The sequence below is a fragment of the Roseibium sp. RP-7 genome (genome assembly GCF_053005225.1).
Window position 1 is genome coordinate 502,780 of record NZ_JBRKQA010000002.1, and the last position, 14,030, is coordinate 516,809.

13 protein-coding genes are annotated in these 14,030 nt (G+C 59.9%); 7 read left to right on the forward strand and 6 right to left on the reverse strand.

Features of this window, described 5'->3' with window-relative positions; genetic code table 11:
• Positions 1 to 131: 131 nt before the first annotated feature.
• Positions 132 to 719, reverse strand: a complete 588-nt coding sequence (locus ACVDG9_RS16980) for a VOC family protein (RefSeq protein WP_023000632.1) — start codon at positions 717 to 719, stop codon at positions 132 to 134.
• Between the two features lie 193 nt (positions 720 to 912).
• Here ACVDG9_RS16980 and ACVDG9_RS16985 point away from each other — a divergent pair, with 193 nt between their 5' ends.
• The gene (locus ACVDG9_RS16985) at positions 913 to 1,887 is read left to right on the forward strand and encodes a DMT family transporter (RefSeq protein WP_208993494.1); all 975 of its coding nucleotides are present in this window, start codon (positions 913 to 915) and stop codon (positions 1,885 to 1,887) included.
• Positions 1,888 to 1,941: 54 nt separating this feature from the next.
• Here the strand turns inward: ACVDG9_RS16985 and ACVDG9_RS16990 are convergent, their stop codons facing one another.
• Entirely contained in the window at positions 1,942 to 2,580 is a 639-nt protein-coding gene (locus ACVDG9_RS16990) for a hypothetical protein (protein WP_447238530.1), read from the reverse strand.
• Positions 2,581 to 2,717: 137 nt separating this feature from the next.
• On the opposite strand from ACVDG9_RS16990, the gene ACVDG9_RS16995 reads away from it, so the two are divergent.
• The gene (locus ACVDG9_RS16995; protein ID WP_077292412.1) at positions 2,718 to 3,383 is read left to right on the forward strand and encodes a helix-turn-helix transcriptional regulator; all 666 of its coding nucleotides are present in this window, start codon (positions 2,718 to 2,720) and stop codon (positions 3,381 to 3,383) included.
• A gap of 166 nt (positions 3,384 to 3,549) precedes the next feature.
• On the opposite strand, the gene ACVDG9_RS17000 is transcribed toward ACVDG9_RS16995, so the two are convergent.
• The 3 genes from ACVDG9_RS17000 to ACVDG9_RS17010 all read right to left on the reverse strand — a co-directional run bounded on the left by ACVDG9_RS17000 (position 3,550) and on the right by ACVDG9_RS17010 (position 6,831).
• Positions 3,550 to 5,220 carry a long-chain-fatty-acid--CoA ligase gene (locus ACVDG9_RS17000; protein WP_447238531.1) on the reverse strand — a complete coding sequence of 557 codons (1,671 nt, stop codon included), beginning with the start codon at positions 5,218 to 5,220 and terminating at the stop codon, positions 3,550 to 3,552.
• 305 nt (positions 5,221 to 5,525) lie between these two features.
• Complete coding sequence (locus tag ACVDG9_RS17005; protein ID WP_228932890.1) at positions 5,526 to 6,683, reverse strand: AAA family ATPase; 1,158 nt, start codon at positions 6,681 to 6,683, stop codon at positions 5,526 to 5,528.
• Positions 6,684 to 6,696: 13 nt separating this feature from the next.
• The gene (locus ACVDG9_RS17010) at positions 6,697 to 6,831 is read right to left on the reverse strand and encodes a hypothetical protein (protein ID WP_023000626.1); all 135 of its coding nucleotides are present in this window, start codon (positions 6,829 to 6,831) and stop codon (positions 6,697 to 6,699) included.
• A 71-nt stretch (positions 6,832 to 6,902) separates the two neighbouring features.
• Here ACVDG9_RS17010 and ACVDG9_RS17015 point away from each other — a divergent pair, with 71 nt between their 5' ends.
• Complete coding sequence (locus tag ACVDG9_RS17015) at positions 6,903 to 7,454, forward strand: hypothetical protein (RefSeq protein WP_296602271.1); 552 nt, start codon at positions 6,903 to 6,905, stop codon at positions 7,452 to 7,454.
• A 9-nt stretch (positions 7,455 to 7,463) separates the two neighbouring features.
• Here ACVDG9_RS17015 and ade read toward each other — a convergent pair whose 3' ends face one another.
• Positions 7,464 to 9,185 carry an adenine deaminase gene (ade, locus tag ACVDG9_RS17020; protein WP_447238532.1) on the reverse strand — a complete coding sequence of 574 codons (1,722 nt, stop codon included), beginning with the start codon at positions 9,183 to 9,185 and terminating at the stop codon, positions 7,464 to 7,466.
• 363 nt (positions 9,186 to 9,548) lie between these two features.
• Here ade and ACVDG9_RS17025 point away from each other — a divergent pair, with 363 nt between their 5' ends.
• The 4 genes from ACVDG9_RS17025 to ACVDG9_RS17040 all read left to right on the forward strand — a co-directional run bounded on the left by ACVDG9_RS17025 (position 9,549) and on the right by ACVDG9_RS17040 (position 13,849).
• Positions 9,549 to 10,871 (forward strand): ROK family transcriptional regulator, encoded by a 1,323-nt coding sequence (locus tag ACVDG9_RS17025; protein WP_201030462.1) that lies wholly within the window; start codon positions 9,549 to 9,551, stop codon positions 10,869 to 10,871.
• Positions 10,872 to 10,895: 24 nt separating this feature from the next.
• Positions 10,896 to 11,912, forward strand: coding sequence for a sugar ABC transporter substrate-binding protein (locus ACVDG9_RS17030; protein WP_023000622.1), 1,017 nt, complete (start codon positions 10,896 to 10,898; stop codon positions 11,910 to 11,912).
• An 81-nt stretch (positions 11,913 to 11,993) separates the two neighbouring features.
• The gene (locus ACVDG9_RS17035) at positions 11,994 to 13,076 is read left to right on the forward strand and encodes an ABC transporter permease (RefSeq protein ID WP_152510206.1); all 1,083 of its coding nucleotides are present in this window, start codon (positions 11,994 to 11,996) and stop codon (positions 13,074 to 13,076) included.
• The gene (locus ACVDG9_RS17040) at positions 13,076 to 13,849 is read left to right on the forward strand and encodes an ATP-binding cassette domain-containing protein (RefSeq protein ID WP_023000620.1); all 774 of its coding nucleotides are present in this window, start codon (positions 13,076 to 13,078) and stop codon (positions 13,847 to 13,849) included. The genes ACVDG9_RS17035 and ACVDG9_RS17040 overlap by 1 nt, the downstream gene beginning before the upstream one ends.
• Positions 13,850 to 14,030 lie beyond the last annotated feature (181 nt).

Here is a 14,030-nt window from a genome sequence, read left to right on the forward strand (position 1 = left end):
ATGGCCCGCCGGAGAGCGCAACTGAGGTTGCGGTCCGGTCTGAAAACAAGATTTCGGACGCAGCTCATCATCATGATTCACAGCGGCGCGCAAGCGAATTTGCGAGCGAGGTGCAACACCCGGATGACGCCCTACCGCTTGTACGGGTTCTTCGGGCTCCGGTCGTCAGACAGGCTGCGTCTCGTTTCGCGCGTCAACTGCTCGATGGCATCGGCAAGATGGACTTCCTGAATGTTGTAGTCGCCCCGCGCCACCCGGATCTTGTGTGCTTCCAGCATGACCTCGCCCATGGCCACGCCTTCCGGCGGTACGAAGCGATAGCTGGCCAGTTCGATCAGCAGCCCGAGCGGGTCACGGAAATAGATGGAATCCATGAAGCCGCGATCCTTCGGACCGCTGTGCGATATGCCGCGTGCATCAAGCCGCTCGGCAATCTGCCGAAAGGTTGCCTGCGATACGGCAAGTGCCAGGTGATGAACGCAGCCGATTGTCTGGGGAGCCGGCTCCGGGTCCGGTTTGCGGTCTTCGTTGGTGAAGATCGTGATGAGACGGCCATCGCCCGGATCGAAATAGAGATGGCTCTGGTTTTCATCGTCCAGATTGGGCTGCTCGAACACGAAAGGCATTCCCAGCAGCCCTTCCCAGAAATCGATGGAAGTCTGCCTGTCGGCCCCGACAAGAGTGATGTGATGCACGCCCTGCGTCTGGATTTTTTCCATGGAAGTCCTCCCCGTTCGGCGCAGTTTAAATTGCATCCGCTTGCAATGGCAAACTGCCGCCCTCTTTCCTTCTCAGCGAAAAGCGCTAAGCTTGTTTCAACTGCAACAAACAGCCTTATCCGAGTCTTGCCTGTGCTCCGGCCCCATTGCGCCGCCGCATCCGCATACCCTCCGGCAAGGATTCACTATGGACATGCCCACCCAACAGCCGGAGCCTTCCGAGGCAACCGGCAACCGTCTTCGGCGCAAGGTGACCAGCCTGACGGAGAACCTGCCGTCGAACACCATCGGCGCGCTCTGGATCCTTCTGGCCGCCTTTCTGTTCTCGATCATGGTCACCCTGATCAAGCTGCTCGGCAAGGACCTGACGGTGTTCCAGATCCTGGTGATCCGCCAGGGCATCATGCTTGCCATCGTTGCCCCGAAGATCCTCAGCGGATTGCCGACCTCCCTGGCAACAAAACGTCCCGGACTTCAGCTGACCCGTATCGTGGTTGCCGCGACCGCCATGCTCTGCGGCTTCACGGCCGTCATCGAACTGCCGTTGGCCGATGCCACGGCAATCAGCTTCTCCAAGACGTTCTTCCTCACGATCTTCGCCATCTGGTTGCTGGGAGAAACGGTCGGTGTTCACCGCTGGGGCGCAACCATCGTCGGCTTTCTGGGGGTTGTTCTGATGCTTCGCCCGCAAGGCGACGGGCTGATCGATCCCTTTGCGCTACTCGCCATCGCCGGGGCGGCCTGCGCCGGCCTGGTGATGATTGTCGTCCGCCTGCTGACGCGCACCGATCCCCCGGTCACCATCCTGACCTACCAGGCTTTCGGCGTCGGGCTGATCATGATCATCCCCGCTATCCTGACCTGGCAGAGCCCGACCCTGGCACAATGGGGAATTCTTCTTGGGATCGGCATCGTGTCCTGGGCAGCCCAGATGGCCAATATCCAGGCATTCCGCGCCGGCGAAGCCACCGCAATTGCCTCGCTGGACTACACCAGGCTGCTCTATGCCACCGTGTTCGGTGCGCTGGTGTTCCACCAGTGGCCGCGTGTGGAAACACTGGTGGGCGCTGCCGTCATCATCGCCGCGTCGATCTACACGGTCCGCCGCGAGGCCAAACGCGGCCAGAAACTGGCAAGGGCCTCGGACGGTCGCGGTTACAATAGCTAGTGCGTCAGGCAATTAGGTCCCCTGCCGGCTCAGGCAATAAGGTCGCCTGCCGGCTCAGGCAAGCACGTGCCAGAAATCCAGATCGACGCTGGCGGGATCAAACAGACTCAAAAGCGGCGCACAGGCCGCGTTCGACACATAGCCTCCGCAGATCTCCCTGGCAGCACCTTCCGTTTCCACAAAGCAGATCTCCGAATAGGTATCCTCCCCTGCCCGCGCCATCAGATGCGCCCTGGTTTCCGGCAAGGGGGCAAGATACTCCCTCTCGATCCGTCCGGACGCAGCCATCAGCGCCTCTTCTGAAAAGCTGCCGTCGTCCCTGGGACGAAACGTACCGAATTCGATGGCGGAAAATCCGTCCGGCACCGCTGTGAGGTCTTTCATCAGACGGTTGAGACACAGGCGAATGCTGCCGGGCTCCAGCAGTTCCATGAATGCCCTTGAGCTTGCTGCCTGCATATGCGCCTCGGACATGGCTGCGAAACTGGCCTCGTCCCTTGCCAGAATTGCATCGGCATAACCGCCTGTTGCATTGCCTAAGAAGCAGTGAAAGGCAATGCCTGGCTGGTTGCTCAGGAATTCCTTCTGCCACAGGCGGGCGGCCGCTATCAGTTCCGGCGCGCCAACGCCTGGTTTCGCCTCGTAGCGGGCAAACCCCATCACTTTCATCGGTCCCAGTTCTTTTCGCAGCATGAGATGTCCTTCCGTGTTTCTGCTGCCAGCTCTATAGAAGAGGTCAGAGACAGTTTTTGTCAGGGAGGTGCGTCTATGGTCGCCAGAAACTGGACCGCAGCGAGCGCCTTGCAGAAACCTGCTGGAGACCGACACCCATGCGAACCATCAGGCTGTTTTCCATCCTGGATACCCTGCGCAGCCGCAGAGGCGCCGTTCCGGCCGCCATGCTTGCGGAGCTGCTGGGCGTGACGGAACGCACCATTTATCGGGACATGGCCACGCTTAAGGCGATGGGCGCGCCCATTCGCGGTGAAGGCGGTGTCGGCTACGTTCTCGAACGCGGCTATTTTCTGCCGCCAATGCAGTTCGATCCGGACGAGCTGGATGTCATCCTGCTCGGCATTCGCATGGTCAAGGCACGTGGCGACAAAACCATGCGCGAAACGGCCGAGCGGGTGCTCGGCAAGCTTGGAGCAGTTCTGTCCGAAGGCGAACGCTCGCTGAACCGTCCGTTGCTTGCGGTCGGCAAGGCCTCCTCGGCACAAGGACATGACGCCCTGTCTCCGCTGCGCGATGCCATCCGCAAACGGCGCAAGGTGCAACTCGGCTACAGCGACCTGCAGGACCGCGTCAGTGAACGCCTCACCCGCCCGCTGGGACTGACCGCCTTCGAAAGTGTCTGGGTGCTGACTGCGTGGTGCGAAGTACGGAACGGCTTCCGGAATTTCCGGCTCGACCGCATCAGGTCATTTGCGATCACCGACACACGGTTTCCGAAAGAACCGGGCAAGGAATTTCAGGACTATTTGAAGACGCTGTGAGGCAATCACGCCGCTTCGTTGCAACGGGTTTATGCGACAGCAGTGTGACCGCTTGTCAGGTGGAAACCCGCTCTGCGTGACTTGAAAATTGTGCCGGTTTAGACAGAAAGCATTGCACGGAAGCGCTCGATTGAGAGCGCTTCCGGTGTTTTCAGGAACGGTGCGCTCAGGCGCTCCGGGCTTCCGCCGCTGCCCGCTTCTGGGCTTCTTCCTCGACCAGTTCCTTCTTCGACAATTTGCCGACCATGGTTTTCGGCAACTCGTCACGGAACTCATAGTCTCTTGGCAGTTCGATCGTCGACAGATGGTCCTTCAGGAAGGCCTTCATGTCATCGGCGGTGAGTGAATGGCCTTCCTTCAGCTTGATGAAGGCCTTCGGGCTCTGGCCGCGATAGGCATCAGGCACGGCAATGACGATGGTCTCGTCCACGGCCTCGTGCTGGTAGATCGCTTCCTCGATGACACGCGGATAGACGTTGTATCCAGAGCACAGGATCAGGTCCTTGATCCTGTCGACCAGATAGATGAAGCCGCCATCATCCTGATAACCGACGTCACCCGTATGCAGATAGCCGTCATGGGTGATGGTCTCGGCGGTCGCGTCCTCGCGCTTCCAGTAGCCCTTCATCACCTGGGGCCCGTGCAGCAGCAACTCGCCCTTCTCGCCTGCCGGAACCACGGTTTCGCGGTCCACGATGCTCACGAAGCGGGCACTGGTCCCCGGCACCAGCCTTCCGATGGAACCCGCCCGGCGGCTGTCGTCCAGCGGGTTGACCGCGGCAACTGGCGACGTTTCGGTGAGGCCGTATCCTTCCACCAGAATGCAGCCCGTGATCTTTTCAAAGCTTTCCTTGACCTCCACCGGCAAAGGCGCGCCGCCCGACAAGCAGATCCTGATGCTGGTGAGATCGTAATTCGCCGTCATGGGCGAGTTGTTGATGGCCGTGTAGATCGTCGGTACGCCCGGAAAGAGGGTCACTTTCTTGCGCTTGACCGCTTCGAGCAGTGACTTCAGCTCAAAGCGCGGCTGCAGCACCATTTCAGCGCCCAGAATGATTGACAGGTTCTGCCCCACCGTCATTGCGAAGACGTGGAAGAACGGCAGAACGCACAGCATCTTTTCTTGGCCCGGCCGCGCCTTTTCGAAGACGCAGCGCATCTGCTCGATATTGGCCGACAGGTTTCTGTGCGTCAGCATCGCGCCCTTGGGAACGCCGGTGGTGCCCCCGGTATACTGCAACACCGCAATATCGTTTGCCGGATCGATTGCGACCGGCCTGGGCTTGTCTCCCCTCGTCTGCAGGTCTTCGAAACGAATGTGGGCGTCATCACGGGGAATGTCCGCCAGTTCCTTTCGCTTGAACAGACTGAACAGCACCTTCTTGATCGTCGGCAGACACCAGGCCATCGGGCAGACAATGATCTTGTCGAGCGCCCGTTCCCTGCGAACCTCCTCGACCTTGTCGTAGATCACCTTCAGATCCATGGTCACCATGATGCGCACATCGGCATCTCGCGCCTGGAACGACAGTTCGCGCTCGACGTAGAGCGGATTGAAGTTGGCGACCGTGGCGCCGATCTTCAGAACCGCGAAATAGAAGATCGTGTAGAAAGGCGTGTTTGGCAGGCACAGGCCGACGTGAACACCCGGGCCGACGCCCATCGCCTGCAGTCCGGCAGCCGTCCTGTCGACCAGCGCGCCGAACTCGGCATAAGTCCACACCTTGCCCATGAAATCACAGGCAGGACGGGTCCCGTATTGGGCAACGGTCGTCTCGAGATACTCGTGTACTGGACGGGGCTTGAACGCCGCGTTCCACTCCTCCGCAGTCGTCATTACGTTCTCCAACGCGTTTTATCGCTTCACTGCGCGGACGGGCCTTTATCCTGAAATTTCGTGATCCGGACAAAATCCGTACCGCGAAATGGTCCTCCTCAAGGGCCCGGCCACCAATGAGGCGTCACCTCTTTGGGTCTCTTCTGACATGACGCAACCTTCCGTTCACGTCAACTCGCGACGTAACGACACCTCGTCGTTTTTTTGCGCGTGAAGAACCATCCGCTTAAGATAAGCCAGCTGAGCCGGTTGGCAATAGAGACGTCAAATCAAAAACTTATAGACAACTCCGCAAAACAGGCGGTTTATCTCTTTGGCCAGTTCCAGCGAGGTGTATCAGCGCTATCCACAACCGTCTCGCCAAGTTCCTTGCGCAGATCGTAGCGCATGCAGCCTCTTTCCGACGACAGCACGGACACCAGTTCTTCCGCATGGGAAACGACGATCACCTGCGTCTTTTCCGCGGCCCGTGCAATCAGCCGGGCGAGAGGCTCCAGCAATGCCGGGTGGAGGCTTGTCTCGGGCTCGTTCAGCACCACCAAGGGCGCCGGGCGCGGCGACAGGAGCGCCGCCGTCAACAGGAGATACCGGAGCGTTCCGTCAGACAATTCACTGGCCCGTAGCTCGCGCAACAGCCCCTTCTGCTGCATCAGCAGTTCAAAATAGCCGTCATTGACCGAAATCCTGACGGATGCTCCGGGGAACGCATCATCGACAGCCTCTTCCAGGGCCCGCTCGTCACCAATTTCCAGGATGGTCTGAAGAGCGGCTGCCAGATCCCCGCCATCCCCGCTCAGCACAGGTGTCCGTGTTCCTATCTTGGGAAACCGTGCGGGAGCGTCCCTGTCGGTGCGCAGGTGATCATAAAAACGCCAGGCGCGCATGCGCTCACGCATGACCAGAAGTTCCAGACCGTCTTTCGGATCGGCGGCATGGGTCATCATGCTGTCGAAGCGTGCAAGGTTCTGGAAAACCGGTATGCGCTGCCCGTGGGCATTGAGAACCCTTACCGTCGGGCCGTTTCTGGCTGCAATCTCGTTCGAGCGGGACAAGGCTTCGCCGGCCCACAGGGCCTCGGCCTTGATTTCCGGATCCATGGAAAACAGCGAACGCCCGGCGTCCGCCGGCAGACCGAGATCTATCGCATAGCCGTAGTCCTCATCGGCAAAGCCAAGCTTCAGACTGACCACACCCTTGCGCACGGTTCCCTGAACCGGCACTTCGCCCTGTTTCATTGCCCTGGAAAAAGCTTCAGGCCCCGCCCAGAGCGTCGAATTGAGGCCACCTTCCGCAGCCAGCGAGGCAATCGCCTGGCCTTGCGAGACTTCCGCCAGCAAACGGATCGACCGGTAAAGGCTCGACTTACCGCTGCCGTTCGCACCCGTCACCAGGGTGATGCGGTCGAGAGGCAAGACGATGTCGCGTAGCGAGCGGTATCCGGAAACGGCAAGAGTGAGGATCATCGAAAGACCTGTTTCAGCTCCCCTGATCCACCAGTTCGAGCTTGTTGACATCGAAGAAACCGAATTCGGTGATCTTCAGATGCGAAATGCCCGGCAAAGGCAGGAAGGTGTCGCGCGCATTCCGAACGCTGGAGCGAACCAGACCCATAGATTTTGTCTTGAGGAATTGCGTCACTGCTACTTTTAGGTGCATATCTTGGTGCAATACTCGAACGAAAGGTGTTGCCTTTGTATAACCCGAAAGAAGCGGCAGAAGACAGCCACGCGCTTCACCTGGCCATCCTGTTTTTTGTAGCTAGCGCTGTCGCGATCTCAATTTATTTCCACCACGACAGCGGTTTGAAGTACTGGCTTCTGAAGGGCTTTGGCGAAACCACCCCCGGCAAGGTTCTGGTCATTATCAACGACACGCCCGATGGGGACAAGGCTTGGGCGCATTATCGTTCCAATTACCGGAACACTTTCAAGAACTTCAAAAGCTGGCACGACGAAAGGATCGTCGTTGAAATCAACCCAACGAACGCACCGGCCCAAACTCTGGATTTCAGGATAAAGCCTGGGGAGATCATCCGAGAGACAGACGGCGCTCTGAACGTCACTTATTTGCCACTCAATCCGAAGATTGCCTATCCCACCCGCAGTTTGGACAGGTTTTCTCTCGACAGCCAGATCCTGTTCTGGTCCCTTGTTGCCGGAGCAGTCCTCCTGTTTCTGGCGTTGCGATCCGCGCGGAAATGGGCACGTTTTCGAGCACGATTGCGCCAGTACTGAAGGCGCGCATCAACTCCCCTGATCGATCAGTTCGAATTTGTTGACATCGAAGACGCCAAAATCGGTGATCTTCAGATGCGGAATGACCGGCAAAGGCAGGAAGGCGACCTGCAGAAACGGTTCGGCCAGCGTACAGCCGAGATCCTTGGCGGCGGCGCGCAGGTGCTCCAGTTCCTCCTTCACCGTTTCGAACGGCTCCAGGCTCATCAGTCCCGCCAGCGGCAGGGCAAGTTCGGCTTTCACACCATCCTTGTCGGCAACGGCAAATCCGCCCTTCATGGCGATCACCCGGTTGACCGCGTGGGCCATGGCTTCCTCATCCGCGCCAACCACGCAGATGTTGTGGCTGTCATGGCCGACGGACGAAGCAATTGCGCCCTGTTTCATGCCGAAACCATTGACGAAACCGAGGCCAATGTTGCCAGTGCCCTTGTGCCGCTCCACGACGGCGACCTTCAGCACATCCTGATCAAGATCGGCCAGCGTCTTGCCGCCGGTCACCGGCAAGGTGCGCTTCAGGTGTTCGGTGATGATCCTGCCCGGCACCACACCGATAACGTCGGCCTCGCTGTTGCGCGCCGGTATATCGAACTTTGACGCGGTGACCTGGCCGACATGCACGCTGTCGAGGCCAACCGGCGGGACGATGGTTCTATTTGCAAATGCTTCGTCCGTCGCCAGAACACCGCCGCAGATCACTTGCGCCACACGGCAATCGGCAAAGTCGCTCAACAGCGCAATGTCTGCGCGCTTGCCCGGTGCAATCACGCCCCTGTCTTTCAGGCCAAAGGCATTGGCCGCCGACCAGCTTGCGGCCCGATAGGCGTCCAGCGGACGGATACCCTTGGCGATCAGGCGGCGGATCATGCTGTCGAGGTGGCCTTCCTCGGCAATATCGAGCGGATTGCGGTCGTCCGTGCACAGCGCGACGAAAGCCGAAACATCCGGTGTCAGGATCGGAGCCAGCGCTTCCAGGTCCTTGGAAACGGAGCCTTCCCGCATCAGGATCGTCATGCCTTTGGCGAGCTTTTCCAGCGCCTCCTCGGCGGAGGTTGCCTCGTGGTCGGTGCGGATGCCTGCGGCCAGATAACCGTTGAGGCCAATGCCCTGAAGCAGAGGCGCATGGCCGTCGATATGACCGTCCTGAAAGGCGGCAAGCTTCGCCAGCACCTTGGGATCGCGCGCAAGCACACCTGGAAAATTCATGAATTCGGCAAGGCCGATCACGCTTGGATGATCGCGGAACGGCAGCAGGTCCTCGATCTCCAGGCAGGCCCCGGCTGTCTCGAAAGCCGTTGCGGGAACGCAGGACGAGAGATTAACCTTGAGGTCCATCACCGTTTCCAGCGAACTGTCCAGGAAATATCGGATCCCTTCGGCACCCAGAACGTTGGCAATCTCATGCGGATCGCAAATGGCTGTGGTGACACCGTGCGGCAGCACGCAGCGGTCAAATTCAAACGGCGTGACCAGAGACGATTCCACATGAAGATGCGTGTCGATGAAACCGGGAACGGCGGTCAGTCCGCTGCCGTCGATGGTTTCCTCGGCTTCATACTGCCCGTGTGTGCCGACGATCCTGTCACCGACGATCGCAATATCCGTTTCGACAGTGGATCCATTGACAACGCTGAACAGGCTGACGTTCCTGATCACCAGATCGGCAGGACGCTCTCCTGCCCCGGCAGCAATTGCCCGCTCCAGAAACGCTTCATCATGTGTGGCCGGCATTTTTTGTCTCCGATTCTCGTCCCTCCCCGACAATACGGATGTTGAAAGCTCCGGCAACGATTTCGCGAAGGTGTGTTAGGATGTCCTGCACGAAAGAGCTGAAACACGGATCGCCCGTCAATCCCGCGCGCACCCAGGCTGCGCGGATGTGCCAGACCGGCCCCTGCCGGAAAAATGTTACCGAGGCAGGCGAGAATTTTTCGTGTTGTTGCGCAGAGACTTACCGCGCCACAATATCGAAAACGTGCGTTGCAAAACAGATTGCGATTGACAGCCGGGCCACTTGGGCGAATAATTTTATCAAACTTATTTATTCTGGTGCCGCCGACGAGAGCAGGCAGTTCCTGGGGAGGAGCAAGACCGGTGGAGGACACGCCAAAAAGCGGCCGTGGTTCGAATTCCGCGCAATTGCGCCGGTACAACGAACGCATCGTACTTCAGATCCTTCGGCGTGCCGGTGAGGCCTCCAAGGCGGAACTCGCCCGGGCGGTACAGCTGACCAACGCGGCCATCGGCGCCATCATCCAGAACCTCATCGAGGAAGGGTTGATCGTGGAAGCCGGCAAGCGCCACGACGGCAGCCGCGGGCAACCGGCAACCATTCTCCGGCTTGCCCCGCGCGGCGCCTATTCCTTCGGGGTGCGGCTGGACCGGACCAACATGGAAACCGTGTTGATGGATTTTTCCGGCCAGCTGATTGCCCGCCGGCTTCATGACATGATCCTGCCTGCGCCCGAAGAGGCCATGGAAATCCTCAAGGACGATCTGGAATTCCTGCGCCAGCATCTGAGCAAGGAAGACCAGTCCCGCATCACCGGCATTGGCCTGGCGCAACCGTTCAACCTCGGTGCCTGGCTGCATGAATTGGGCCTGCCCCAGGCCGATTTCATGAAGTGGGAAGACTTCGACCTGACCGACGCCCTTGAAAAGGCAACCGGCCTGCCGGTGTTCAGCGAGAACGACGGCACGGCAGCCGCGGTGGCCGAACTCTTCTACGGTCTGGGCCGGCAAAACGACAATTTCGTCTATCTTTTCCTTGGACCTGCGATCGGTGGCGGCCTGATCCTGAAGGGCGATGTGGTGCGCGGTGTATCCGGCAACGCAGGCGACGTCGCCATGATCCCCGTCCCGCCAAGCACGTTGACCACCGCACCAAAGGCCCGCAATTCCTGGGACCTGCTGCTGACCCGCGCATCGCTGGTGGCACTCGCCCGGCACATGTCGCCGGAAGATTTTCCAAAGCTCAACCGTTCCGATTTGCAGCACGCGGTTGAAACCGGAGATCCGAAATACACCGAGTGGCTGGAAGACTGCGCCGAAGCGCTCGCACTTGCCCTGCGCTCGGCCTATGCGCTTCTGGATGTTCCGCTGGTCGTCCTCGACGGCGACCTTGGTGGCCCGTTCCCGGAAACGTTCCGGGCCGCCTTGAAAAAGGCCGTGGAAAAGGCCGCGCCTGAGAAACGCCATTCACCCGACATCGAAATCGGCAGCTTTGGCCACGACGCAGGCGCCATCGGCGCAGCCAGCCTGCCGCAATTCTTCAATTTCTCGCCCAGGGCAGCAATCCTGACGGGCGGGAAAGACACCGGACCCGCCGGGGCTGGCAGCTCGGAGGATAGAGCCAGCTTTCCGGCACGGGCAGCACGGTTGGGGTCACATCTGGCCACACCCAACCGTTCAACCTGAATTGGCCAGGGAGGAAAAACACAAATGATCCGCAAACTACTCGCGACCGGTTCCGTTCTCGCCGCCATGGCTGCCACTCCGGCAGTCGCAGCAGACATCTCCGCCTGCCTGATCACCAAGACGGACACCAACCCGTTCTTCGTGAAAATGAAGGAAGGCGCTACCGCAAAGGCTGAAGAACTCGGCATCGAACTGAAGTCCTTCGCAGGCAAGATCGACGGCGACCATGAAACCCAGGTGGCAGCGATCGAAACCTGCATTGCTGACGGTGCCAAGGGCATCCTGCTGACCGCATCCGACACGTCGTCCATCGTGCCGGCTGTCCAGCAGGCGCGCGACGCCGGCCTTCTGGTGATTGCACTCGACACGCCGCTCGATCCCATCGACGCAGCCGACGCAACCTTCGCCACCGACAACTTCAAGGCAGGTGAGCTGATCGGCCAGTGGGCCGCGGCCAGCCTGGGCGACGAGGCAGCCAATGCCAAGATCGCCATGCTTGATCTCGGCATCAGCCAGCCAACCGTCGGCGTGCTGCGTGACCAGGGCTTCCTGCAGGGCTTCGGCATCGAGCTTGGCGACCCGAACAAGTGGGGTGACGAAACCGATCCGCGCATCGTCGGCAACGACGTGACCGCAGGTAACGAGGAAGGTGGCCGCAAGGCCATGGAAAACCTGCTTGCCAAGGATCCGATGGTCAACGTGGTCTACACGATCAACGAACCCGCTGCTGCCGGCGCCTATGAAGCACTGAAGGCCATCGGCCGCGAAAACGACGTGCTGATCGTTTCTGTCGACGGCGGTTGCCCGGGTGTTCAGAACGTCAAGGACGGTGTTATCGGCGCCACCTCGCAGCAGTATCCGCTGCTGATGGCATCGCTCGGCATCGAGGCCATCAAGGCCTGGGCCGACAATGGCACCAAGCCGGAGCCGACCGAAGGCAAGGACTTCTTCGATACCGGTGTTGCCCTTGTGACCGACAAGCCGGTTGAAGGCGTCGAATCCATCGACACCGCCAAGGGAACGGATCTCTGCTGGGGCTAAGACACCCCTGGACGAGATCAAAAGGGGCATGGGCGACCTTGCCCCTTTTTTCAAAACCGGCGCAAAGAAGGTTAAACGGGCATGACCTTAGAAAGCAAAACGGCCAAGGGGCCGGCGGACTACGAATCCGCTGCCACCTCCGGACCGCAAGCTGTCGCCTCATTCGATGACGAACGTCATGGGATCGGGCAAAAAATCCAGCACACGCTGCACCAGACCCCATCACTGGTTCCGCTGATCGTCCTGGTACTCTCCCTTGTCGTTTTCGGGCTGCTGCTCGGATCGAAACTGTTCTCCCCCTTCGCACTGACGCTGATCCTGCAGCAGGTCCAGATCATCGGCATCGTGGCGGCAGCACAGAGCATCGTCATCCTGACCGCCGGCATCGATCTGTCGGTCGGCGCGATCATGGTGCTGTCCTCCGTTGTCATGGGGCAGTTCACCTTCCGCTATGGTTTGCCGGTGGAGGTCTCCATCGTCTGCGGCCTTATTTGCGGTACCTTTTGCGGGTATCTCAACGGCTTCCTTGTCGCCATCGTCAAGCTGCCCCCCTTCATCGTGACGCTCGGCATGTGGCAGATCGTGCTTGCCACCAACTTCCTTTATTCGGCCAATGAGACCATCCGGTCTCAGGAAATCGCCGAAGTGGCACCACTGCTTCAGTTCTTCGGCAACAAGGTCAATGTCGGCGGCGCAGTCTTCACCTACGGCGTCATCTTCATGGTGCTTCTGGTGCTGGTGCTGGCCTACGCCCTGCGTCAGACAGCCTGGGGCAGGCATGTTTACGCCGTTGGCGACGATCCGGAAGCCGCGCAGCTTTCGGGCGTGCAGGTGAAGAAGGTTCTGATATCGGTCTACATGCTGTCCGGGCTTATCTGCGCCTTCGCCGGCTGGGCGATGATCGGCCGCATCGGTTCGGTCTCCCCGACCACGGGGCAGCTCGCCAACATCGAATCCATCACGGCCGTGGTGATCGGCGGCATCTCGCTCTTCGGCGGACGTGGATCCGTGCTCGGCACCCTGTTCGGCGCACTCATCGTCGGTGTGTTCACGCTCAGCCTGCGCCTGCTCGGCGCCGATGCGCAGTGGACCTACCTGCTGATCGGCATCCTCATCATCGGCGCGGTCGCGATCGACCAATGGATCAGAAAGGTATCTGTGTAATGGAACCTGTCCTGCAAGCGCGTAAACTGGTCAAGCGCTACGGCCGTGTCGTGGCCATGGACCGAGCCGATTTCGAACTCTATCCCGGCGAGATCCTCGCCGTGATCGGCGACAACGGGGCCGGCAAATCCACCTTGATCAAGGCTCTCAGCGGAGCCGTGCAGCCTGATGGCGGAGAGATCCTGCTCGATGGCAAGCCCGTCCACTTCACCTCGCCCATCGACGCCCGCGAAGCCGGGATCGAGACGGTGTACCAGACCCTGGCCATGTCCCCTGCCCTGTCGATCACCGACAACATGTTCATGGGCCGTGAGTTGAAGAAACCTGGCTTCCGCGGCACCTGGCTGCGCCAGCTGGACCGAAAGAAGATGGAAGAGATCGCCCGCGAAAAGCTGAACGAACTGGGGCTGCTCACTATTCAGAACATCAACCAGGCCGTTGAAACGCTTTCCGGCGGTCAGCGGCAGGGGGTGGCGGTGGCACGGGCGGCCGCTTTCGGCTCCAAGGTCGTGATCATGGACGAGCCGACCGCCGCTCTCGGCGTCAAGGAAAGCCGGCGCGTGCTGGAGCTGATCAAGGATGTCAGGGCCAGGGGCTTGCCCATCGTACTGATCAGTCACAACATGCCCCATGTCTTCGAGGTTGCCGACCGTATCCACATTCATCGGCTGGGCAGTCGGGCTTGTGTCATCAAACCGTCGGACTTTTCCATGTCCGATGCGGTGGCGATCATGACCGGAGCCATGGATCCGCCGGACAGCATGGCGGCCTAGGCCAGGGTAGAAAAACGGGAGGTGCCTTTCATCCGGCGCCTCCTACCCGGGACCTCATCCCGAAGAGAACCGAAAGGCTCGTCCCGAAAGATGGGCAGCAAATTCGGTGCTTGTGGCCCATCCTTCGAGACGGGCCCATGGCCCTCCTCAGGATGAGGTGGTGGTTTGATAAGCCGCTGTA